Annotated in this window: 19 protein-coding genes and 2 pseudogenes; 6 read left to right on the plus strand and 15 right to left on the minus strand. The window is 70.3% G+C overall.

The window, feature by feature from the left end; all coding sequences use genetic code 11:
• Window positions 1-5: 5 nt before the first annotated feature.
• The 3 genes from HFP48_RS23355 to HFP48_RS23365 form a co-directional block, all read right to left on the minus strand.
• Complete coding sequence (locus HFP48_RS23355) at window positions 6-611, minus strand: hypothetical protein (RefSeq protein ID WP_043802700.1); 606 nt, start codon at window positions 609-611, stop codon at window positions 6-8.
• A gap of 105 nt (window positions 612-716) precedes the next feature.
• Window positions 717-1,694, minus strand: a complete 978-nt coding sequence (locus HFP48_RS23360; protein WP_043802701.1) for an alpha/beta hydrolase — start codon at window positions 1,692-1,694, stop codon at window positions 717-719.
• A 91-nt stretch (window positions 1,695-1,785) separates the two neighbouring features.
• Window positions 1,786-3,012 (minus strand): acyl-CoA dehydrogenase family protein, encoded by a 1,227-nt coding sequence (locus tag HFP48_RS23365; RefSeq protein ID WP_072636293.1) that lies wholly within the window; start codon window positions 3,010-3,012, stop codon window positions 1,786-1,788.
• Between the two features lie 146 nt (window positions 3,013-3,158).
• On the opposite strand from HFP48_RS23365, the gene HFP48_RS23370 reads away from it, so the two are divergent.
• Window positions 3,159-3,557, plus strand: a complete 399-nt coding sequence (locus HFP48_RS23370; RefSeq protein WP_065922066.1) for a DUF5313 family protein — start codon at window positions 3,159-3,161, stop codon at window positions 3,555-3,557.
• 168 nt (window positions 3,558-3,725) lie between these two features.
• Here the strand turns inward: HFP48_RS23370 and HFP48_RS31720 are convergent.
• Together HFP48_RS31720 and HFP48_RS23375 are read right to left on the minus strand one after the other, a co-directional pair.
• Window positions 3,726-4,090, minus strand: a pseudogene (locus HFP48_RS31720) (deaminase); the annotation flags it as partial.
• Between the two features lie 226 nt (window positions 4,091-4,316).
• Window positions 4,317-4,598 (minus strand): hypothetical protein, encoded by a 282-nt coding sequence (locus HFP48_RS23375; RefSeq protein ID WP_006941479.1) that lies wholly within the window; start codon window positions 4,596-4,598, stop codon window positions 4,317-4,319.
• Between the two features lie 352 nt (window positions 4,599-4,950).
• On the opposite strand from HFP48_RS23375, the gene HFP48_RS23380 reads away from it, so the two are divergent.
• Window positions 4,951-5,799: a hypothetical protein gene (locus tag HFP48_RS23380; RefSeq protein ID WP_202917340.1), complete on the plus strand. Its 849-nt coding sequence runs from the start codon at window positions 4,951-4,953 to the stop codon at window positions 5,797-5,799.
• Between the two features lie 80 nt (window positions 5,800-5,879).
• On the opposite strand, the pseudogene HFP48_RS31725 reads toward HFP48_RS23380, so the two are convergent.
• The 4 genes and pseudogenes from HFP48_RS31725 to HFP48_RS23395 form a co-directional block, all read right to left on the minus strand.
• Window positions 5,880-6,269 (minus strand): annotated as a pseudogene (locus HFP48_RS31725) (IS3 family transposase); the annotation flags it as partial.
• A 585-nt stretch (window positions 6,270-6,854) separates the two neighbouring features.
• A complete protein-coding gene (locus tag HFP48_RS23385; protein ID WP_158507581.1) occupies window positions 6,855-7,553 on the minus strand; it encodes a UPF0158 family protein in 699 nt (232 codons plus the stop codon).
• A 444-nt stretch (window positions 7,554-7,997) separates the two neighbouring features.
• Window positions 7,998-8,798 carry a hypothetical protein gene (locus HFP48_RS23390; RefSeq protein ID WP_006941473.1) on the minus strand — a complete coding sequence of 267 codons (801 nt, stop codon included), beginning with the start codon at window positions 8,796-8,798 and terminating at the stop codon, window positions 7,998-8,000.
• Window positions 8,799-9,007: 209 nt separating this feature from the next.
• Window positions 9,008-9,805, minus strand: a complete 798-nt coding sequence (locus HFP48_RS23395; protein WP_246872464.1) for a GNAT family N-acetyltransferase — start codon at window positions 9,803-9,805, stop codon at window positions 9,008-9,010.
• A gap of 888 nt (window positions 9,806-10,693) precedes the next feature.
• Between HFP48_RS23395 and HFP48_RS23400 the strand changes: the two genes are divergently transcribed.
• From HFP48_RS23400 to HFP48_RS32190, 3 genes are all read left to right on the plus strand, one after another.
• On the plus strand, window positions 10,694-12,376 hold the full coding sequence (locus tag HFP48_RS23400; protein WP_168580642.1) for an alpha/beta fold hydrolase: 1,683 nt from the start codon (window positions 10,694-10,696) through the stop codon (window positions 12,374-12,376).
• A 421-nt stretch (window positions 12,377-12,797) separates the two neighbouring features.
• Complete coding sequence (locus HFP48_RS23405; protein WP_006941464.1) at window positions 12,798-13,427, plus strand: antibiotic biosynthesis monooxygenase; 630 nt, start codon at window positions 12,798-12,800, stop codon at window positions 13,425-13,427.
• A 234-nt stretch (window positions 13,428-13,661) separates the two neighbouring features.
• The gene (locus HFP48_RS32190; protein ID WP_006941462.1) at window positions 13,662-14,648 is read left to right on the plus strand and encodes a DUF4188 domain-containing protein; all 987 of its coding nucleotides are present in this window, start codon (window positions 13,662-13,664) and stop codon (window positions 14,646-14,648) included.
• A 141-nt stretch (window positions 14,649-14,789) separates the two neighbouring features.
• Here HFP48_RS32190 and HFP48_RS23420 read toward each other — a convergent pair whose 3' ends face one another.
• The 5 genes from HFP48_RS23420 to HFP48_RS23440 form a co-directional block, all read right to left on the minus strand.
• Window positions 14,790-15,287, minus strand: a complete 498-nt coding sequence (locus tag HFP48_RS23420) for a GNAT family N-acetyltransferase (RefSeq protein WP_231385953.1) — start codon at window positions 15,285-15,287, stop codon at window positions 14,790-14,792.
• An 86-nt stretch (window positions 15,288-15,373) separates the two neighbouring features.
• On the minus strand, window positions 15,374-15,829 hold the full coding sequence (locus HFP48_RS23425) for a nitroreductase/quinone reductase family protein (RefSeq protein WP_231772428.1): 456 nt from the start codon (window positions 15,827-15,829) through the stop codon (window positions 15,374-15,376).
• A gap of 14 nt (window positions 15,830-15,843) precedes the next feature.
• Window positions 15,844-16,722 carry an alpha/beta hydrolase gene (locus HFP48_RS23430; protein WP_072636302.1) on the minus strand — a complete coding sequence of 293 codons (879 nt, stop codon included), beginning with the start codon at window positions 16,720-16,722 and terminating at the stop codon, window positions 15,844-15,846.
• Between the two features lie 20 nt (window positions 16,723-16,742).
• Complete coding sequence (locus HFP48_RS23435; protein ID WP_102800415.1) at window positions 16,743-17,375, minus strand: TetR/AcrR family transcriptional regulator; 633 nt, start codon at window positions 17,373-17,375, stop codon at window positions 16,743-16,745.
• A complete protein-coding gene (locus tag HFP48_RS23440; protein ID WP_168580128.1) occupies window positions 17,372-19,177 on the minus strand; it encodes an amidohydrolase family protein in 1,806 nt (601 codons plus the stop codon). The genes HFP48_RS23435 and HFP48_RS23440 overlap by 4 nt, the downstream gene beginning before the upstream one ends.
• Before the next feature lie 117 nt (window positions 19,178-19,294).
• Here HFP48_RS23440 and HFP48_RS23445 point away from each other — a divergent pair, with 117 nt between their 5' ends.
• Window positions 19,295-20,365 (plus strand): alanine racemase, encoded by a 1,071-nt coding sequence (locus tag HFP48_RS23445; protein ID WP_043802717.1) that lies wholly within the window; start codon window positions 19,295-19,297, stop codon window positions 20,363-20,365.
• Between the two features lie 32 nt (window positions 20,366-20,397).
• On the opposite strand, the gene HFP48_RS23450 is transcribed toward HFP48_RS23445, so the two are convergent.
• Entirely contained in the window at window positions 20,398-21,900 is a 1,503-nt protein-coding gene (locus HFP48_RS23450; RefSeq protein WP_206531093.1) for a PLP-dependent aminotransferase family protein, read from the minus strand.
• Window positions 21,901-21,918 lie beyond the last annotated feature (18 nt).

Below are 21,918 nucleotides of genomic sequence, written 5' to 3' on the forward strand. Positions count from 1 at the left end.
CGGCCTCAGCACGACGTCGGCTGGCGCGCCTCCGACAGCAGTGCCGTGACGGTGTGCTTCATCAGTTCGGCGGCCTCGGCCACCGGCAGGTCCAGCACATCGCGCAGCGCCACCCACGACGCCCAGGTGCTCGCCACCGCCACGGAGCGCACCAGCGTGGCCCGGCGCGACGCGTCGAGCGCGGCGAGTTCCGCCGCGAACAGCTCGTCGACCTCGTTGACCACACGTGCGATGTGCCGCAACCTGTTTCGCTGGATCCTCTTGGACTGCGGGGCCCGGATCGCCGACGCGCGCGCGAACGGCGCCATCAGCTCGAGCAGTTCGGCGCGCTGCCGGCAGAACGCGTCGATCCGCTCGTCGAGCGGCAGGTCGACGGGGACCGGGGCGAACGCGGTGTCCTGCCGCCGCAGCAGCTCCGTCCCCGTCTCCTCGAACAGCGTTTCCAGATCGTTGAAGTTCGCCCACAACGCCCGGAGCGAGACCCCGGCCCGTGCGGCGATCTGCGCACCGGTCGGTTTCAGCTCACCGGCCTCGATCAGGGCGATGTGCGCCTCTATCACTGCGTGGCGGGTCCGTTCGGCCCGCGCGACGCGTCCGTCGGTGACGGTCACGTGTCCCTCCTCCCGTGTCGCCGACCGGTTCCTCCCAACCGGTGCGGCGCACTCGATTGTGCCAGGGCCTGTGTCACCGAGGGGGTGGCGCCGCGCGGGGGCGGGTCAGTCGTGGTCGAGGACGGGGGTGCGGGCGGTGGCCCGGACGATCGCGTCGTACAGCGAGCGAGCGGCGCGACGCGTGGCGCCGGCCCCTCGGACGAGGGTGAATCCGTGGAATACGCCCGGCCAGCAGTGCAGTTCGACGCGTACCCCGGCCTGCAGGAGACGCTGGGCGTAGACGAGCCCCTCGTCGCGGAGCGGGTCGAGTTCGTTGACGGTGAGGTAGGTGGGCGGCAGTCCGGTCAGGTCGGCCCGGCGCGCGGGCACGGACTGCTCGGTGGGCTCCTGCCCGCCGAGGTAGTGCCGCCAGCTCTGGGCGGCCTTGCGGTTGTCCCACACGGCGGTGGCGCCGCCGCCGCGCATGGAGGCGGTCTCGAGCCGGTCGTCGAGGGCGGGTTCGAGCAGGGCCTGCAGCGCAATGCGCGGGCCGCCCTCGTCCCGGGCCCGCAGCGCGACGGTCGCAGCGAGGGCGCCGCCCGCGGAATCGCCGAGGACGACGACGCGGTCCGGATCGATGTCGAGACATGCTGCGCCGGAAGCGATCCACTCGAGGACCGCGTAACAGTCGTCGGCGGCAGCGGGATAGGGGTGCTCGGGGGCGAGCCGGTAGTCGACGGAGATGACGACGGCACCGGTCGCGCGGGCGACGGCGGCGGCGAAGGCTTCGCTGTGGGCGGCGCTGCCGAGGACGAATCCTCCGCCGTGGATTTCGAGAACGACGGGCCGGCCCGCGGGGTTGCCGTCGGGACACATGTCGGGCGTGTGGATCCGCACGGGCACCTCGGGGCCGCCGGGCGCGCCGGGGACGAGCCACTCCTCGACGGTGACACCGGTGGTGTCGGCGGGGCCGGCGGCCGCAACGATCGAGTCGAGGGTGCGACGGCCTCCGTCCACGTCGGCGAGATCGAGGTCGGGGAGGGTCGTCACCGCGTCGGCCAGTTCGGGATCGACGTCGGTCGAGACTGGCATGATCTCGGTCATGGCGACACGATAGTGGAATCTGCAGCGCAGGTGCAGATACCGGTCCCGGGTACCGGGACCCCGGACCGCGCGGCCCGGCCCGGGGTCCCGGTCACTCGGCGAGCAGGCCCTTGGCGATGTGCGTCACCTGGATCTCGTTGCTGCCCGCGTAGATCATCAGCGATTTCGCGTCCCGCGCGAGCTGCTCGACGCGGTACTCGGCCATGTAGCCGTTGCCGCCGAAGAGCTGCACCGCCTCCATCGCCACGTCGGTGGCCGCGCGCGAGGAGTACAGCTTCATGGCCGAGGCCTCGGCCAGGCCGACGGGCTTGCCGGCCTCCGTGCGTTCGATGGCGCTGAACACCATGTTGCGGACGTTGATGCGGGCGATCTCCATCTCGGCGAGCTTGAGCTGGATCAGCTGGAACCGGGAGATCTCCGCTCCCCACAGCTTGCGGGTGCGGGCGTAGTCCTTGCACAGGCGCAGACATTCCTCGATGATGCCGAGGGCCAGGTAGGCGATGCCGATCCGCTCGGCGGCGAAGGATTCGCGCGCGCTCTCCTTGCCGTCGCTGCGGCCACCCTCCTCGGTCTCGCCGAGCAGCCGGTCGCGGGTGATGCGGACGTTGTCGAAGAACAGCTCGCCGGTGGGCGAGGAGTTCATCCCCATCTTCTTGAACGGCGGGCTCTGGGTCAGTCCCTCCATGCCCTTCTCGAGCACGAATGCGAGCACCTTGCGGTCCCGGCGGTCGATGCTCGGGTCGCCCTCGTCGAGCTTGGCGTACACGATGAGGACGTCGGCGTAGGGACCGTTGGTGATGAAGGTCTTCTGCCCGTTGAGGATGTAGTCGTCGCCGTCGCGCCGGACGGTGGACTTCATTCCACCGAAGGCGTCCGACCCGGAGTCGGGTTCGGTGATGGCCCAGGCGCCGACCTTCTCGAAGGTCACCAGCTCGGGCAGCCACCGCTTCTTCTGGGCGAGCGTGCCGCGGCTGCGAATGGTGCCCGCGGTGAGGCCGAGGCTGACGCCCATCGAAGCGACGAGCCCGAGGCTGACCCCGGCGATCTCGCTGTTGAGCAGGGCCGCCATACCGCCGGAGCCCATGCCGCCGCCCGGCTTGGCGGACGACGCCTCGCCGGCCTCCTCCCGGGCGAGGGCCTTGTTGAGCCCGTCGCGGGCCAGCTCGTCGATGCCGAAGGCGGAGAACAGTCTGCGGATGATGTCGTAGGGCGGCAGCTCACCGCTCTCGAGCCGATCCACGTGGGGGCGGATCTCCTTGTCGATGAATCCGCGCAGCGCGTCACGGAACATGAGATCGGTGTCGGACCACTCGTACATGCCTCGAAATATAGAACACGTTCTCGTGTACGTATACGGATCCACGGAACCGGCGGTGACATCGGGCATATTTAGCCTGCGATTAGTTAATGCACGATCTATTTGCGTAGACTCCTGGTGTCGCCCCCGCACGAAAGGCCCGAGAGATGCGCACCCGTCCCGGCCCGTTCCAGTGGCTCGCCTACGCCGTCGGCCGCCCCCTGCCCGCCTCGATGCGCGAGTGGGTGCGCAACGACCTGATCGGCGACCACGCCGTCGCCCGCCACATGGTCCGCAGCCAGGTCCCGTTCCTCCCGCTGTACGCCGCGTTCCTGCTCCTGCCCGGCCCGGTGTGGCTGCGCCTGTCCACGATGGGGCTCGGCGTCGCCCTCGCGCTGTTCTTCTCCGCCGCCTACATGGCGCAGAACCGCCGGCGCCGGCTCGAGCGCAACGGCCTGCCGGGAGACCTCGAGAATCCCCGGCGCGTCCGGGAGCGCGACGCCGAGAAGGCCGCCTACGAGCGGCTCCACTCCACGATGCGCGCCGACCTGCGGACGCGGGGGTAAGGCGCAGTCACCTCTGCCGAGTTGACGTTGCAGAGGTGGGTCCGAGGAAGCTTCACCACAGGACGACCAGCCGTCGGTGTGGCCTTTCAGCCCGAGATCCGGTTTCTCACAGCTGATACGGCAGCGGCGTGCCGATCGCCTCCACCAACGGCAGAAGACGGCACCGATCGTCTCCTCCTCGAGCCGCGCGACGACGTCGACGGCGTCACCGCTCGCGACGGTCGCGTTCGGCCAGTCGAGGGCCCCTTCCAGTATGGTCGACACACCGTGCGGCATGCTCCTCATCCGGGTGACCCATGAGTCGTTCGCGCCGGACTCCTCGGTCCTCGAGGCCGGCAGTCGCACGAATTGCCGATAGGTAGTGGCTCCGAGGACCATCCGCCCGCTCCGCGTCGTACAGGGCGAGGCGGTGGTCGAGCAGCGCGGGGCCCTGCTTGCCCCGGTTGCCGCGGTGGGAGCCGTAGCCGTCCGGGCTGGAAAAGACGTCGAAGGTGGAGGTAGCGGTCCTGATGCTCTCCTCGAGAGCGGGTGATCGGGTGTGGATACAGACTGAAACCACGGCCGAACTCATCGCCGTCGGACTCCAGAAGTCCGGCCGCCCGGATGCCACCGACGGACCACCGCTCCACGGTGACCGGGATGCGCTAGGGAAGACCAGCCCTCGGCGTCATTCCGGCGCCGGTGGTCCCCACGGGTGCGCTGCTCGCCGCCCGGCTCGGCACGGGCGCCGCCGTCGGCTCCGGCCGACCGGCGGGTGCTCTAATTCGTCCCCGACTCATCCGGTCGCAGCGCCCGAAAAAGCCGGTCCGGGTCGAGTTCGGCTACCGGGGCCACCACCACACCGAGCGCCCGCGCCTCGGCCACCGCACGGGCCAACAACCGGCGGGCACGCTCGTAGCGGCACCGAAGATCGTCGGTCAGCGCAACATCGCGCAGTGCGACTCCCGCGGGGACCTCCTCGAGCGCCTCCGCGACCAGAGACCGCACGATGAGCACCCCGGTCTGTACACCCTCGACCGCCCAACGCTGCTGCCACTGCATGCCGACCGCCCTCGACTCGGCCCAGCACCGATCACCCGCCGCCATTATCCGCCCCGCAGGCCCACGGCGTCACGCCTGGAACAAGGAGATCACCGTCGGTGACGTGCCCGGTGTCGCAGACTGCCGCCGCGACGAGACGGGGTCGCCGGCCGGCGGGACCGGGTTGCCGGTCCGGGGATGCAGGCGCCCGAGATCGACCCTGGGTGGGCGTCGATTCGACTGCGGGAGGTGGCACGCCGCCCTCACACCACCCCGGTTTCGGATCCCGGAGTCCGAGCCGGGTGATGCGGTGACAAACGCCTTATCGTGGAGTTGAGTCGACTCTGTGCGTCCAACCAAACTGTCAGTCGCCTTGGGCCGAGAAGCCCTCGCCGCGCGTACCGAATCCGCGAACGGCTGGTTGCAGGGAACACCACCGGGACGGACGGTCCGGCGTGTCATCGACGGACTCATCGACATCGAGCTCGCCGACCGATCGATGAGCCTCGCAGCCAAGATCTTCACCTCGGTACTGCCGCTGATCATAGCCGCCTCGATCTTCAGTGACTGGGATCTGGCCACCCACGCAATCGAGGAACAACTCGGTATCGACTCGACCGACCTGTCGGCCTGGACCAGCGAATACGACGCCACCGACCCGACCTTCGCGGCATTCGGTGTCCTCGGATTGCTGCTGGTCGCCATCAGCGGCACATCATTCACCCGGACCCTGGCACGGATCTACGCAAAGATCTGGAACGTGCCGCCGATCAGCGCCCGCGATGCCTGGCGGTGGCTGGTGGTCCTCCTCTTGGTCGCTGCGTCGGCTGCGCTGATCGGCGTGATACGGCAGGTGTCCGGTCCGCACTTCGTCGGCAGGTCGCTGGCGATCCTCGGCGAACTGGCGGTGTGGGCGGTCGTGTGGACCGTGTGCCCGTATCTGCTCACCAGGGGCGCGTTGTCCGGTCGCGTGCTGTGGGCCACCGGGATGCTCACCGCGTCAGGCCTCACGGTGGTCCGTGCCGCAGGTCGGATCGTGCTGCCGAAGCTTACAGCCACAGCAGAGACGAAGTTCGGTCCCCTGGGGGTGGTGTTCACCTCGATCAGCTGGCTGTTCGCGCTGTCGATGGTGATCGTGGGTGCCGCGACGATCACCAAAGCACTCGCCCTCGACGAGAGTTACCTCGGCAGATACCTCCGCGGGCCGAGCGCCGGCGCCTGAGGTAGCCCGTCGCACTCGGGCCCGTGAGAAGTAGCTGCCGACGGCACGATGAACCGGCCTGGATCGAGTGGAGACCTCGTTCAGGCCACCTCGAGGCCTGAGGCGGCGGTGGGACGGGGTTCGCGAGAGCGTGTCTCGTAGTCGATCGGCGAGAGGTATCCGATCGACGAATGCAGCCGGTCCGCGTTGACCAGCGCACCCACTCCGCGGTTTCCGTCTCCACTTCTCCGCTTGCGTCCGCACGGACCACAATCGGCCCGGTGGATCAATTCGACCTTGTAGAGCCCTACGGTCGGTTCCCTCATCGCGTTGTCGAGGGCGTCCCCGACGCCACCGATCGAGCCGGCGATGCCCGATTCGGTCCGTGCCTCGGTGAACGTCCGTGAGGTGCACTGACCGACCACATCCGAGCGATACACCAAACCCGTTGAGGTGGAACGCAAATCGGTTCTCTTCCGGATGAACAGCGCTTACCCGTGCACGCCGCCGACGGCGCGGGGGCGTGCCGGTGTGGTTGAGCTCGGCCGCCGGCCCGGACGAACGGTGGTGGACGTTTTCCGGGTTACGCTCAACCGGCCCCAGAAGGACGATAGGAAAAGTGCTGTAATGCTCTGCAGTCAAACACTTTATCCGGTGTCGCCGTATACCGAAGCCGCGCGACGGGCAGGCCGGGTCCATCCCGGTCCGACGTCGGCGCGCCAGGGGGCGCGTCGTTCGACGATCGTCGGGTGGCGCGTCGTTATGCCGCGGACGTACGCGCGGAAGACGGCCCGTTCGCAGTCGGTATCGAGCAGCATGAGCTCCACAGTGTCGTGGCCACCTCGTCCGGGATCCGGAGGTGGTGCACCGGGCTCCTCGGCACGGCAGCGCACTGACCCAGCGGACCCCGATTCCCGGCGGTGGCGGCCCGCACCGGCGCACCCGACTGCTCGGCGAGACGGCGCGCCGGGCCGGGAGCCTCGTCCGGCAGCTCGAGGAAATGACGCAGATCGCCGACGAGCACGCTGTCAGAGGACTCGACTCCGGGCCCGTCTCGTGCTCCGCGAGCCCGGTACCTATCCGATATGGCGGGGACGTACCCGATACCCCTGGTCTGTGAGCCATGCGCGGGCGCGACCAGCTCTGCGTTCGTCCGAGAACAGCCGATACCGGTGAAACTCGTTGGGCGACTGCGAGAGCACGTCCTTGAAGCGGCGGAAAGCGCCTCGCCCACCGAGCGCGATGCGCAGCTGCTCGGCCAGGGCGGGATCGGCCACCGAGTCGAGGAACACCTCCATGTCGCGGTAACCGGGGCGCGATCCGACGCACTCGACGAACAACCAGCGGTCGGGGTCGCCGTCCGTATCGTCGTCGGACATCTCGTCGATGACCATGGCCGGCCACGTGTGCCCGGTCTCGAGGTCGAGACGGCCGCCGCCGTAGACGACGTCGCCTTCGAGCAGCGAGGACAGCTCGTCGAGATCGACCGGCAGTGGCCGGAGCATCGGAGTGGCCCGGGCCAGTGCGGCCTCGAGCTGGTCGGCGAGCTCCGCGTCTCCGGTCCAGCCGCGCACGTGCAGCGCCGCGGCGCACCGGGTGGCCACCTCCCGCGCTCCGGGCAGCCGATCGTCGACGGCCGCGACGAGCGCGTCACCGATCAACTGCAAGACCGCATCGGCGGGTCGTCCCCGCACCAGCTCGAGGACCGTGTCGGTACTCGTGTGCAGAGCGGCACGCAGCGCCCGCACCGCGTGTTCGTCCCAGCCGGTGTCCATCGAGTGCCGACGATAATCGCACCGGCCCCGATGCGGCATCGTTTCGGCCTCCCGGTCGACCACCTCCCTGCCGCTGGCGACAGCCGCACCGTCCGATACGACGAGCGCCCAGGACCATACGGCCCATGGCTCCCTCGCACCGACATGAAAGCGAGAAACTCGCTTTTCGGACTGCCTCACGGTCGAGCTGCGAATCCCGTTGCGGACTGACACCGAGGATCACTGCGATATCCCGCACCGACAGCCCAGGGCGGCGCAGATGCACCACCGCCGCCCGCGCAGCCTGCTCCTGCGCGCGAGCGGCTGCTTCGACCCGGGTCCGCGCCTGGCGTGCTTCGGCGATGGAACGACGGTCCGACCTACCACCATCTGTGGGCAAAGCAGAAGCCGCTGTTGTGGGTGCCCGATGCGGTGACCTGGTGCAGCTCCTGCAGGGGCGAGCACCTACCGCAGGTGCGCCGGCGGGTCGCCGGGGGTGATACCGAGGTGGATGTGATCGTGGTGGACGCGGTCGGAGAAGAAGCCCTTGCGTACTCCGTTGAGGTCGACAGGTCCACCGACCTCGGTGGCCCCCAACTCGGCGGCTCGCCGCATCAGTCGAAGCGGTCGATCGTCACCGGCCGGGGCGACCACCGGCCGACCGTCGATCTCGCGGATGTCCACGGCTCGTCCGACGGCGTGGTTGGACACCCGCGCGGTCGGAAACACCGTCTGGATGTGGCCGGTATGCATCACCTGGACCGTCAGGGTGAACTCCCGGGACAGTGCGTGAAGTATCGCCAGCAGCTGGGTGTCGATCCTGCCGGTGCGGACGTCGCTCCGGGCGGGGTCCGGCAGGACGATCTTCGGGTCGGCGAGCACCGCTGCGGCCGTGTCGGTCAACGGCAGCGGCGAACCCAGCGAGGTCGGTGGGACGAGTCGCTCGACGGTCCAGTTGCCGCCGGGTTCTCGAGCCAGCCGCACGTCCACGACGAGTTCTCGGATCCAGGGCCCCGAGACGGTGCGCAGGTTCTGACCGACCAAGGCGATCACCGCCGCGGTGTCGCGGGCCAGCCCGCCGTACTGCGGATAGACCACGGTCAGTTCCCCGGCGCGGGCGGTGGCCGGTTGGAGGACGGACGCGGTCGCTGCCGCCGCCGGTGACGCGCCGGCCCGGACGAGGTTGTCGACGGCCGTCCCGTCGTCGCTCCAGTTGCCGGCGGTTTCCAGAAACGCCGCCGCGGTGCGCTTGATCTCCGGGGACACTTCGCCTGGGGCCGGCCGCCAGCGACTCGCGTCGGCGGACAACGGAGAACGAAGTGGGCCGGCTCCGGGACCAGGGTGAGGTTGCTGCGGTGTCGGCGTGGTTGCCGGGTGCGCAGGTTCGGACGGGGTCGACTCGACGGCGCACGATGCCACGGCGGCGGCCGAGCCCGCGGTCAGCAACGTCAACAGCTGACGCCGGGTCAGATTCATCAGGGATCTGTCCCGCACCGGTCGCAGAAACTGCCGGGGCGGGCCGGAGGCACGACGGGGTGGCGATAGCTGCGTACGGCGACGCCGTCGCGGGTGAGGTGTTCTCGCACCGGGCTCCATCCCAGGTGTTCGTAGAACGCGCCGGCGCCGTCCGGGCCGGCGCTGGTGAGCAGCTCGGCTGTTGCAGCGCCCCGCTCGTGCGCATGGGTGAGAAACAGCTCGACCAGGCACGCACCGACCCCGCTACCCTGCAGCGGCGGCCGGACGGCGACCGCGGCCAGCAGAGCTACCGGCACGGGATCGATCTGGGCCGAGTGCGCGGCAGGCCGTGAGGTGATCGTGCGAAGAAGGCGTCGGGTCCACGGCCCCGCCCGTGTGCGCAGGAACCGCACCGCCAGTGGTGGGTGATGCAGCAGCGACAAGGCTGCGGTCGACGCCAGGGCCAGCATGCAGCGGCGCTCGGCCAGCACCGCCCGCATGTGTGCCGATTCGTCGGTCGATCCGAACAGGAAGGCGCACACGTCCTCGCCGGAGTCGCACCGACGCACCGCGACGAACGCCACTGCATGCGGTGAGTCGAGGAATGTCCTGTGCCAGCGACGCATGAAACGCGGCCCCAGAGCGGGGAAGAACCCGACAGGCAGCTGCTCGATGTGCAGTTGCGCTGTGGCGTCGAGATCGGCGGCAGTGGTGCCTCGCAGGACGAGATCGTTCGCGGTCCACGGACCGGGCCGTGGAGAAGGCGCCGGTCGGGCACGGCACCGCGGGCGGCGGCGACGCAACGTCGGTCGGTACACGAACCGGTTCCCCTTCTGCGGTCAGGTCAGGCCGGGCATGCCGTGGTCATTTCTCGACGTCGCATCTCTCGATACGGCCGCCGAATCTCCGACGCAAGGCCGGACAGCATTGCGCCGATCCCTGGGCACGGAGTCTTCTGCGCCGCAACTGGGTGCTCCGGGCCGTGAGATGGCGGAACCCGAGCGATCGCGCCGACACGAGGAGGGCGACGCGCGTCGCGGCTCCTCCCGCGGGCTCAGAAGCACGTGGCGTAGTTGACGGTGTGGTCGTACCCGAACAGGGTGCTGCTCCTCACGGACGACGGCCTGCCCTCAACCCTCTTCCCCGGTCCGGACCGGGGAAGACGAAGTCCTGTCTCGAGTGTGCCCCTGGCGGTAGGGCTTCGCCCGCGTTTCCGAGGAATCTGCTCGAGACCCGAGCCGGGCGTCTCACGGAGCGGACCCTCGCCGGAAACCACGGCTGGGCCGAAACGCGGCTGCCGGACTCGGCTGTCAGGACAGCGACGGGACGGCGGTAGCCTCAGGTCGTAATCGAGCACCACCTCGATCTCCTCGACGGAACGTCCTCGAGCAGATGCACGGCATCGACGACCATCTCCGGGACCTGGTCGAGCCGACGAGCCTGGGCTGCGGCCTCAGGGCCGCAGGGGGCGCGGTGTCCGCCACCCGAGCGAACTCGTCCGCGGCGGTCTCGACCGTCACCTCCGGCTCGCGGGCGTGGAACTGGACGCTCGTCCCGGTTCGCCGGGCGCCGGCCCCCGAGCGGCCGCGTCATGCCGACAAGGATACATACCGTCTGAATGTCTTACCGCCTAATGTAATTCGATACTGTTGGACGTCACAGCATCAATTCGGTGAGACAATCCAGGAGTCGAAGGGAGGCGCATGATGGTCCAGGCACGAACCGTGATCGGTGAGAGCGTCGAGGAGTCGATCGGGGGTGGCGAGGACGTCGCGCCACCGAGGCTCGGGCCGGCCGTCGGCGCCCTGGCCGACGTGTTCGGTCACGGCCGGGCGGTGGCCCGGCACGGCGTGTCGTTCGGCAGGGAACTGGCGAAGATCGCCGTCGGCCGGTCGACGGTGGCTCCGGCGAAGGGAGACCGCCGGTTCGCCGACTCGGCGTGGAGTGCGAACCCCGCCTACCGCCGGCTCGGGCAGACCTATCTGGCGGCAACCGAGGCCGTCGACGGAGTCGTCGACGAGGTCGGTCGCGCGATCGGCCCGCGACGCACGGCCGAGGCCAGGTTCGCCGCCGACATCCTCACCGCGGCCCTGGCCCCGACGAACTACCTGTGGACCAACCCCGCGGCGCTGAAGGAGGCGTTCGACACCGCCGGACTCAGCCTCGCACGCGGCACCAAGCACTTCGTCTCCGATCTGATCGAGAACCGGGGCATGCCGTCGATGGTCCAGCGCGGCGCCTTCACCGTCGGGAAGGACCTTGCGGTGACCCCGGGTGCGGTGATCTCCCGCGACGAGGTCGCCGAGGTGCTGCAGTACACCCCGACCACGGAGACGGTCCGCCGCCGGCCGGTGCTCGTGGTGCCCCCGCCGATCGGCCGGTACTACTTCCTGGACCTGCGGCCGGGACGCAGCTTCGTCGAGTACAGCGTGGGCCGGGGCCTGCAGACCTTCCTGCTGTCGTGGCGCAATCCCACCGCCGAGCAGGGCGACTGGGACTTCGACACGTACGCGGGCCGGGTGATCCGGGCGATCGACGAGGTGCGGGAGATCACCGGCAGCGACGACGTGAATCTGATCGGTTTCTGCGCCGGCGGGATCATCGCCACCACGGTGCTCAATCACCTTGCCGCGCAGGGCGACACCCGAGTGCACAGCATGGCCTATGCGGTGACGATGCTGGACTTCGGCGATCCGGCACTGCTCGGCGCGTTCGCCCGGCCCGGCCTGATCCGGTTCGCCAAGGGCCGGTCCCGCCGCAAGGGCATCATCAGCGCCCGCGACATGGGGTCCGCGTTCACCTGGATGCGCCCGAACGACCTGGTGTTCAACTACGTCGTCAACAACTACCTCATGGGTCGCACCCCACCGGCCTTCGACATCCTCGCTTGGAACGACGACGGCACCAACCTGCCCGGCGCCCTGCACGGTCAGTTCCTCGACATCTTCCGTGACAACGTGCTCGTCGAGCCCGGCCGGCTCGCCGTGCTGGGCACGCCCGTCGACCTGAAGTCGATCACCGTGCCCACGTTCGTCTCGGGCGCCATCGCCGACCATCTGACCGCGTGGCGCAACTGCTACCGCACCACCCAATTGCTCGGTGGAGAAACAGAATTCGCGCTCAGCTTCTCCGGGCACATCGCCAGCCTGGTCAACCCGCCGGGCAATCCGAAGGCACACTACTGGACCGGGGGCACACCCGGCCCGGACCCGGATGCCTGGCTCGAGAACGCCGAGCGGCAGCAGGGCAGCTGGTGGCAGGCCTGGTCCGACTGGGTGCTCGCCCGCGGCGGGGAGGAAACCGCCGCGCCGGACGCACCCGGCAGTGCGCAGCATCCCGCGCTCGACGCCGCTCCCGGCCGGTACGTGCGCGACCTGCCCGCCGGCTGACCGCCCGTCCCCCGACGACCCGTCCGGACCCGGACCCGGACGGGTGTCCCACCACAGCGGTAGTGACGACCGCTCTGCTCCTGCTGGAGACCCGCTCTCCGGCACCTTGGAGACGTCTCGGGTTTGCAACGCCTTCCGATCGTTGCATCGACCCATGGAACGGGCGCCTCCCGTACCCGTCGGACAACGCGCAGACGCACCCGACGGCGTGGTGACACAACACCGGCGCAGCATTCTGCTGTGGACACCGAGGGCATGCACCTCGGAAAACACGAGACCCCGCGAGCCCGCGACGACTGCGACCGCTCCTGGCCGCCGAGAGAATCGGCCACCGCCCATTGCCTCCGGCGGATTGAGGGAGCAGGGTGAAGCACGGGGGAATGACCGGCGACGCCGCGTCGGCGCCGCCCTGAGGAGAAGGGTGCCGATCATGTTCGCACGCTCCACCACAATTCACGCGCATCCGTCGTACATCGACGCCGGGATCAAGCACGTACGCGACACAGTGATGCCCGCGCTGGCGGACATCGAGGGCTGCCTCGGAATGTCCCTGCTGATCGATCGCGGCTCGGGCCGGTGCATCGCGACCAGTTCGTGGCGGGACGAGGAATCGCTACGCGCCAGCGAGGGCCCGGTGCGGACGCTGCGTGACGCCGCCGCCGAGATCTTCCACGGCACCACGGAGGTCTCGCGGTGGGAGATCGCTGTCATGCATCGCGACCACCATTCCGAGCGCGGGGCCTGGTGCCGCGTCACATGGGTCAAGACCGAGCCGGCCCACATGGACCGCGGCGTGGACATGTGGAAGATGGCCGCACTGCCCCAGATGGAGGAACTCGAGGGCTTCTGCAGCGCCAGCCTGATGCTCGACCGCGCCGCGGGTCGCGGGGTGTCGTCGCTGACGTTCGACAGCGCCGAGGCGATGGAACGCAGCAGAGAACGCGTCGACAGCATCCGGGCCGAAGTGGCTCGCGCGGCGGGCGCCGAGGTGCTCGATACCTGCGAGTTCGAGCTCGCCATCGCGCACCTGCACGTCCCCGAGATGGCGTGAGCTGATCAACTTTCGAGAAGGACGACCCCGGCCGGTTGCGCCGGCTGCCGCAGCGACCGGCCGTCATTCGAAGATCGAATATGTGCTCGGGCAAGGGGAGCGGTCTACGCACCGAAACCGTGTCCGAAGACATGAATGCCGTGTCCGAAGACGTAGATTCAGGGACCGGAGACCGGTCACCATCACTCACACCCGGTGGGGGCGCGGCGGTGCGAGGCCGGATAGGAGGCCGCCATGATCGAAGTCGAGGACAGCATTGTCATCGCGCGCCCGATCGGCGAAGTATTCACCTTTGTCGCGGACCAGACCAACGCTCCCCGATGGCAAGACGGATTGCTGGAAGTACGCCGGATCACCGACGGACCGCCGGGAGTAGGTACCAGGCATGTCGCTGTCCGTAGATTCATGGGACGCAAGCTCGAGCTGACCAACGAGTACGTCCACTACGAGCCGAACACGAAGATCACCTTCACCGGGGCTTCGGGACCGAGCAGTTTCGAGGCGGCGTATCTGACCGACACGACGGCCGACGGGACCCGGGTGACGTGCCGCATGCGGATGGAGCAGAGGGGCCTCTTCAAGCTCGGTGACCCGCTGGTTGCCGCCGGCCTCCGACGGGAATTTGCCGTGAACCTGGAGAACCTCAAGGGTCTGCTCGAAACGAAGGCCGACGGCCACCTGCCGACGAAGGACCGTGTCATGCGTGTCGACCGTTCGACCATCGACCTGTCCGGCTACCCGGACCTGGTCGTCGTCTACCTCGGAATGCGCGTGAATCGTCCTCGCGGCTTGCTGCGGATGCTGGGGCTCGGACCGCAGATCAACCGATCGTGGAAGGACAAGCCCGACGGGCTGCTGCTGCACGAGGACTTCATCTGGTCCCTGCTTCCGCCCCACGCCGGGATGCGGCAATACTGGCGCGACCTGGACAGTCTGGAACGCTGGACCCGCTCCGACCCGCATCGGCTCTGGTGGCGCACGTTCCTGCGCGACTCCGGCGGCACCGGGTTCTGGCACGAGACCTACTTCATGCGCGGCGGCGTCGAGGCGATCTACGACGACATGGCCGAGCCGACCGGTCTCGCGCGGGTTGCCCCACACGTGCCGGCCCGCGGAGCGATGTTCTCCGCACGACGGCGCGCGGGCGACACGACGCCGGCAACGGTCGCGCCCGTGGTCTTGGAGAGCGACTACTACGCCGACGAACCGGAGACGCGCTGACCTTGCTCCCGGGTGTTCCGAGGGGGCGCGGCGACCGGTCCGGGGAAGCAGCCCCCGCCGGGCCCCGACTGCGGTTCCGCCCGGCCCCGGCGCTGCAGACAGGGATACCCGTCGCTCGCGGTGGTTGTCACAGGGGGCCGGTTATCGGACGAGTCTGACTTCGACGAGAGCCGTGCCCGGGTAGTTCTTCTCCGCTCCGTCGGGCAGGAAGCCGTTGCGGCGATAGAAGCTGTGCGCGCGGGGATTGTCCTCGGCGACCCAGAGTTGCGCACGGTCCCCGGCCAGAACCGCGTCCAGAAGTGCCTGCCCCGCACCACTCCCGTGGTGTTCGGGCAGGAGATAGAGGGTGTAGAGCTGAAGATCTCGGACGGGGTCCTCGTCGTCTATCGGTATGCCTGCAGAAGCGAACCCGACAATCTCCCCGTGAGCCTCTGCAACGCGTAGTCGCGGCGGCCGCCGCGGTCCGTTCAGCATGGAGCGCCACATGGCCGTCCGCTGTTCGAGCGCGTCGTCGTCGAAGAAGGAGCTCGGGAGAAGGTGCCCGTACGTGGCGCGCCAGGTGACGATCAGCACCCGAGCGATCGCATCGGCGTCGGCCGGTCCGGGCGCCCGCACGTGGAACTCCGAAGCCTCCCGCACGGTTCGAGACTAGCAACGCGGGCAGATACCGCACGCAGGGCTCGTCGGAGGGCCGATGCCGACCCTGACCGATTCGGCGAGCCCTGTCAGTCCTCGTACGGCGCGAGGACGTAGATCGGGATCTCCCGCTCGGTGCGCCGGGCGTACACCTCGTAGTTGGGCCACACCTCCACCAGCACCTCCCAGTGGATCGCCCGCTCGCTGCCCTCCGAGCGTCGCGGTACCACCACGGTCTCGCGGCCGCGGTAGGTGACCCGGGCCTCGTCGGCGGCGTCGAGATTGCGGGCCCAGCCGGGCAGCTCCGGCATCCCCCAGTTCGAGCCGGCGACGAGCCAGGCGTCGTCGTGCGGAACGCCCAGCAGCGGCGTGCTCCGCTCGACCCCGCTCTTGCGGCCGCGGACCGTGAGGACGAGCTCCGGCAGGCCGGCCAGGGTGAGCAGAGTGACGCGGCCGAACGTGACCCGCTGGATGGTGTGGTCGACGGTGACGATCTGCTTGCCGAACCGCGGCAGCCACGGCTGGCTCCCCAGTTTCACCGCCACCGGCCGGATCGGATTCACGCCGGCGACCAGGCCGCCAGGACCGTGCGCACGGCGGTGACCACCGCCAGCGGCTGGTCGATGACCGGGTGATGTCCCGCGACCGGCAGATCCGTCACCAGCGCGTCCGGACCGAACTGGGGCCGCATCCGGGCCAGCAGGTCGGGACCGACGATGCCGTTCTCCGAGCGGAAGTAGGCGATGCGGCACTTCGCCTCGAAGCTCTCGAGGCTGGTGCGCCGGTCCTTGGTCATCCGCAGGGCGTCGAACTTCCAGCTCCACCCCCCGGGCACCTGCCGCATGGACTGCCGCGCGATGTGCTCGAGCACGTACGGCTCGGCGGTCTCCTGGGGCGGGACCAGCCGGAACCGCGCCATCGCCTCCTCCGCCGTCGGATACACCTTCGTGCCACTGCGCTCCCGCGCGGCCTGCGCCCGCATCTCGATCTCCTCGGGCGTCAGGTCCCGGATCGGGGAGTCGAGGATCACCACCCCGTCCAGCCGGTCGCCGTACAGATGGGAGGCCGCGAAGGAGACGATCCCGCCCATGCTGTGGCCGACCAGCACCGGGGGCCCGGCGATCCCGCCGGCCTGCGCCACCGCGAGCACCTCCGCGGCCCACAGCTCGAGGGAGTAGCCGTCGCGGTGGCCGCTGTCCCCGTGCCCGCTCATGTCCAGCGCGACGACGCGCCGGCCCTCGGCGAGCTGGGGTGCGACGTGATCCCACCAGCGCGAGTGCGCCATCCCGCCGTGCACCAGCACGATGCCGGGACGGCCCTCCTCACCCCACGCGCGGTAGGCGATCGAGACGCCGGCGACCTCGACGTTGCCGGTCTCCACCGGCGCGGCAAGTGCCTCGACGAACCACTTCGGCGCCGATTCGTTGTCGATGCTCATTACCCGAACCTACTTCGCTCTCACCTTCCGGTCACCAGCTGGGCCACCAGAGCGAGACGCGGCTCCTCCTGCTCGGGCTGCGGGTGGACCACCGCGGCGACGGCCTCCCCGTCCAGCAGGTGCACGATCGTGAACAGCAGCGTGTCGAATTCCGCCGGTTCGAACCGGGAGGCGATCGGCAGGGTGCGGCCGAACTCGGCGATCTGGGCGTGGTACCGCTGCGCCATCGGAGCGAGACGGGCGCGCAGCGCGGGATCGGTGCGCGCCGCGCCGAGCAGTTCGTACCAGGCGGCGTTGATCGGGGCGCGGCACGCGGCCCGCAGCAGCCGCAGGCACTCGCGGACCGACTCGGGGCTGTCGCCGGGCCCACCGAGTTGTGCGAGCCCGAGCCGGAAGTTCGCGAACTGCCGCTCGCGGACGGCGTCGGCGGCGGCGACCATCAGATCGAGCCGGGCCGGGAAGTGCCGGAACACCCCACCGGAGGACACCCCGGAGCGGCGGCACACCTCCCCGATGGTGGTGGCGGTGTAGCCGAGTTCACCGAGGGCCTCGACGGTCGCGTCGAGGATCCGCTCGATCGTGGCCGTGCGGCGCTGCTGCTGGGTGCGCCGCCCCGCGACCGGGTGTCGTTCTCGCTCCGGCGCTTCCGTCATCGGGTGCCGCTCCGCGCCGGCACGGGTCCACGCGCGTCGACGCCCGCGCGCAGGAAGCGCCCGGTGCCGACGGTGGCGCCGTAGCCGGGCACGAACTCGCCCGCACGGAACACCACGCGCCCGGCCACCGCGGTCGCGGTGACGGCGGCGTCGTTGCGGTTGACCATGCGGCTCAGTCCGCCGAACTCGGGCATGGGCGCCTCGTGGTAGGCGTCGGTGTCCTCGTTCAGACCGGCCGGGTCGACCACCACGAGGTCGGCGCGGTCGCCGATGCGCAGGTGCCCGGCGTCGATGCCGTAGAAGTCGCCGAGTTCACCGGTGAGCTTGTGGATCGCCGATTCCAGCGGCATGACGGGCTTTCCGCGCCCGGCGTACTCGTGGATGCGGCGCAGCATGCAGATGCCGTAGTTGTAGAACGCCATGTTGCGCAGGTGCGCGCCGGCGTCGGAGAAGCCGACGGTCACGCCGGGCTGCCGCAGGAGCCGGTTGGCCACCTCCGGCCGATCGTTCGCGATCACCGTGTGCCAGCGGAACTTCCGTCCGTGTTCGGCGACGAGGTCCAGGAAGGTGTCCACCGGGTGCACACCGCGTTCGCGCGCCACGTCGCCGATGGAGCGGCCGACGAGCGACGCGTCGGGGCACTCCACGATGGTGGTGTCGTCGAAGTCGCGGTGCCACACGCGCGGCGAGAACTTCTTGTCGAAGTCCTGCCGGAACCAGCGGCGGTACGCCTCGTCGCGCAGCAGCTCGTTGCGGGCGACCTCCTCCTTCAGGTGCAGGGCGGCCCGCCCCGAGCCGAACTCCTCGAACACCACGAGGTCGATCCCGTCGGAGTACACCTCGAACGTGGTGGGCAGGTGCTGCCAGCGGAAGGCGCCGCGGCCGATCCGGTTGGCGGCGAAGGCGATCGGAGCGAAGATGCGGTGCACCCAGCGTTCGGCCTTGGTGTCGGCGGCGGCGAGCACGGCGGCCTTCATCGGCTTGCGGCCCAGGCCGGTGGTGGCGAGGGCGAAGAATGCCACGTCGTACTTGGTGTTGAGGTTCGGCACGGCCTGCAGGACGCGGCCGCGGCGGCGCAGGATGCGGTGTATCCGGCGGAACTCGGACCACGAGGCGTGGGTCGAGGGCAGCGTGCGGGAGCGGTAGCGATCGCCGTCGAGCTTGTCCCAGGGATTCGTCATGGTGGACACGCCGAGGAATCCGGCGTCGAGGGCGTCCTCGATCCCGGCCTCGATCGCGGCGAGTTCGGCACGGCTCGGAGCGCTGGCGGGATCGGTGGAGCGGCCGAGCCCCAGGACGGCGGCCCGGACGTCGGAATGCCCGATGAACGCGGCGACGTTCGGGCCGAGCGGCAGGGCGTCGAGCGCGGCGACGTATTCCCGGGGCGACGACCAGGTCCTGCCCTGCTCGAGCGCGGCGAGCACGTGTTCGCGGGGCAGCGCCTCGACCCGGCTGAACAGGTCCGCGGCGTCGAGCGGCGGCACGAACACCGTCGAGAGCGAGCAGTTGCCCATGAGGACGGTGGTGACGCCGTGCCGCACCGACTCGGGCAGGCCGGGCGAGACGAGCACCTCGGCGTCGTAGTGGGTGTGGGGGTCCACGAAGCCGGGCATCACCCACCGGCCTTCCGCCTCGATCACCTCGGTGTCCGGCCCGATGGGCAGCGGTTCGGCGCTCGCCGCCGCCACCACGCCGTCCCGGACACCGAGGTCGCGGACGACGCCGGGTGCGCCGGTGCCGTCGAACCACAGACCTCCGCGGACAACCAGGTCGAACTCGGCGGGCGCCGGTGTCGTGTCCATGTGACCTCCCTCACGTCGATGCACCGAGCATAGCGAGAAAGAGGACGACCGCTCTCTATTTTCGGTAACTCGCCGGGCAGGCGCCGGACCGGTCGGGGCCACGAATAGAGTGCGGCCATGCCCGCGTTCCCGGCCGTCCCCGCCACCCCCGCTCTGCTCGTCGACCGTGACGTCCTCGACCGAAACATCGCGCGGATGGCCGACGCGGCACGCATTCGTGGCGTGACCCTGCGCCCGCATGCCAAGACGCACAAGTGCGTCGAGATCGCCCGTCGCCAGATCGCCGCCGGCGCCGTCGGGCTGACCGTCGCGACGGTCTCCGAGGCCGAGGTCTTCGCCGATGTCGGTTTCCGCGACCTGTTCATCGCGTATCCCCTGTGGACGGACGCCGCGCGCGGGGCCCGGCTGCGTGCGCTCGCCGCGGAGGTCCGCCTGACCGTCGGGGTGGACTCGGCCGAGGGCGCGCGGGCACTCGCCGAGCACGCCCGACCGGGCCTGCACGTGCTCGTCGAGGTCGACAGCGGTCACCACCGCACCGGGGTCGCCCCGGAGCGGGCCGGGTCGGTCGCCGTCGCGGCCGCCTCGGTCGGGCTCGAGGTGCGCGGCGTGTTCACGTTCCCGGGGCACTCCTACGGGCCCGGTCGGCCGGCCGCCGCGGCGGCGGACGAGGCGACGGCACTGAGCCGGGCGGTGGCGGCGGTGGCGGCCACCGGACACGACGCGAGCGTGGTCAGCGGCGGCTCGACCCCCACCGCGCACCTCGACGTGCCGGCTGCCACCGAGCTGCGGCCGGGCGTGTACGTCTTCGGCGACGCGCAGCAGGTCGAGCTGGGCACGGCCGGTGCGGACGCGATCGCGCTGACGGCGCTGTCGACGGTGGTGTCGGCGCGTGACGACACGGTGGTGCTCGACGCCGGCAGCAAGGTGCTCGGCGCCGATCGCGCCGCCTGGGCGACGGGCTACGGCCGCATCCTGGGCGCACCGGACGCGCGGATCGTCGCGCTGTCCGAGCACCACGCCAGCGTGCAGTGGCCGGACGCCGCCGATCGCCCCGCGCTCGGCACCCGGGTCCGGGTGATCCCCAATCACGTGTGCACCACGGTCAATCTCGCCGACGACCTGATCGTCGTCGCCGGGGACACGGTCGTCGACCGGTGGCCCGTCGCCGCCCGCGGCTGCAACACGTAGGCGGCTCCGCCGCCGGTGCGTCCTTTGGGCGGCTAGGACAGTCCGAAGGACACACCGCGCAGGGCCGCCCCGATCGCGTCGGCCGCGTCCACCGCCCGGGATTCCGGCAACCGCGCGTACCCGCACACGAGTCCGCGCGGACCGCCGGGGGCCGCGCTGTACGTGCTGAGCGGCGCGCTCTCCACCCCGAGCCGTCGTGCTGCGGCGGCGACCGCCACGTCGTCGACGTCCTCCGGAAAACGCAGCACCACATGCAAACCCGCTTCGATACCGGTCACCGACACGCCGAACCGCTCGAGATCGCGTAGCGCACCGACGAACGCGGACCGCCGGGCGCGGTACGTGCGGGACGCACGCGCCAGATGCCGCGACAGCGCCCCCGACTCGATCAGCCGGGCCAGCGCGGACGCGGTGACCGAACACGCCACCTCCCCGCTCTCGGTCACGGCTGCCGCGATCCGCGAACGCAGCGGGACCGGCGGTATCAGCCACGCGAGCCGCAGATCCGGCGACAGGATCTTCGAGGCGGTCCCCACGTAGGCGACGCACTCGCGCCCGCCGTCGATGCTGCGCAGCGCCGGGAGTGCGGACACGTCGTATCGGAACTCGCCGTCGTAGTCGTCCTCGACGACGACAGTCCCGGTCTCGGCGGCACGGGCGACGAGCCGTGCCCGACGGGACACCGGCATGCGCGCCCCCATCGGATACTGATGAGCGGGTGTGCAGTACACCGCGGCGTCGGTCTCCCGCACCAGGTCGGGATCCAGACCGTCCTCCCCCACCGGGATCGGCCGCGGCCGGGCGCCCTCGCCGACGAGCGCCCGTCGCGCACGGCCGTATCCCGGGTCCTCGAACGCGACGTCGCGGTCCCGCAGCGTCGCGGCGATCGCGAGCACCCGGATCGCGGCGGCGACGCCCGGCAGCACGACGATCTCGTCCGGGCCGCAGGCGAGGCCCCGCGTCCGCCGGAGGTGATCGGCCAACGCCCGGCGCAGCTCCGGATGCGCATCCGGATCGGCGACGCCGAGGGTGCGTGGTGCCGCGGCGGCCGCACGCCAGGCCCGGCGCCACTCCGCGTCCGAGACCAGCGCCGGGTCCGGAATGCCCGGCCGCAGGTCCAGTACGGGCGCGCGACGAGCCCGGTCCGGCTCCGACGGCGGCGCGGCGGCCACGACCGGGTGTGATGCGGCGTGCGCCCGGGCCGCCACGTCCGCGCCGGCCGCGATGCGCGTACCCGAGCCCGCCCGGGCCACAGCGAAGCCCGAGGCGCACAGCTCGTCGTACGCCTCGACCACGCAGCCGCGGGACACCCCGAGCTCCGCGGCCAGCGTGCGGGTCGACGGCAGGAGATCGCCGACCCGGATGTGACCGCACCGGATCCGGTCGACGACGGCCTCGGCGAGACGCTGCCGCAAGGGGGCGCCGGTGTCGGGCAGCTCGAAGGTCAGATGGACGACGGGCGCGACGCGGGGCACGGCACGACAATACTGGTCCTGGATTCGGCGGGTCTTGTGGATCTGTTCATCGGTCCGCATATCGACGAGGCTCGCCTG

This window comes from Rhodococcus sp. DMU1 (assembly GCF_012272955.1).
Lineage (GTDB): Bacteria > Actinomycetota > Actinomycetes > Mycobacteriales > Mycobacteriaceae > Rhodococcus > Rhodococcus aetherivorans.

Coding starts and splice junctions, on each gene's coding strand:
- HFP48_RS23360 (WP_043802701.1), bottom strand. CDS start 1,694: ATGACCGAGATCATGCCAGTCTCGACCGACGTCGATCCCGAACTGGCC.
- HFP48_RS23365 (WP_072636293.1), bottom strand. CDS start 3,012: ATGTACGAGTGGTCCGACACCGATCTCATGTTCCGTGACGCGCTGCGC.
- HFP48_RS23370 (WP_065922066.1), top strand. CDS start 3,159: ATGCGCACCCGTCCCGGCCCGTTCCAGTGGCTCGCCTACGCCGTCGGC.
- HFP48_RS23375 (WP_006941479.1), bottom strand. CDS start 4,598: ATGCAGTGGCAGCAGCGTTGGGCGGTCGAGGGTGTACAGACCGGGGTG.
- HFP48_RS23385 (WP_158507581.1), bottom strand. CDS start 7,553: ATGGACACCGGCTGGGACGAACACGCGGTGCGGGCGCTGCGTGCCGCT.
- HFP48_RS23400 (WP_168580642.1), top strand. CDS start 10,694: ATGGTCCAGGCACGAACCGTGATCGGTGAGAGCGTCGAGGAGTCGATC.
- HFP48_RS32190 (WP_006941462.1), top strand. CDS start 13,662: ATGATCGAAGTCGAGGACAGCATTGTCATCGCGCGCCCGATCGGCGAA.
- HFP48_RS23430 (WP_072636302.1), bottom strand. CDS start 16,722: ATGAGCATCGACAACGAATCGGCGCCGAAGTGGTTCGTCGAGGCACTT.
- HFP48_RS23435 (WP_102800415.1), bottom strand. CDS start 17,375: ATGACGGAAGCGCCGGAGCGAGAACGACACCCGGTCGCGGGGCGGCGC.
- HFP48_RS23440 (WP_168580128.1), bottom strand. CDS start 19,177: ATGGACACGACACCGGCGCCCGCCGAGTTCGACCTGGTTGTCCGCGGA.
- HFP48_RS23445 (WP_043802717.1), top strand. CDS start 19,295: ATGCCCGCGTTCCCGGCCGTCCCCGCCACCCCCGCTCTGCTCGTCGAC.
- HFP48_RS23450 (WP_206531093.1), bottom strand. CDS start 21,900: ATGCGGACCGATGAACAGATCCACAAGACCCGCCGAATCCAGGACCAG.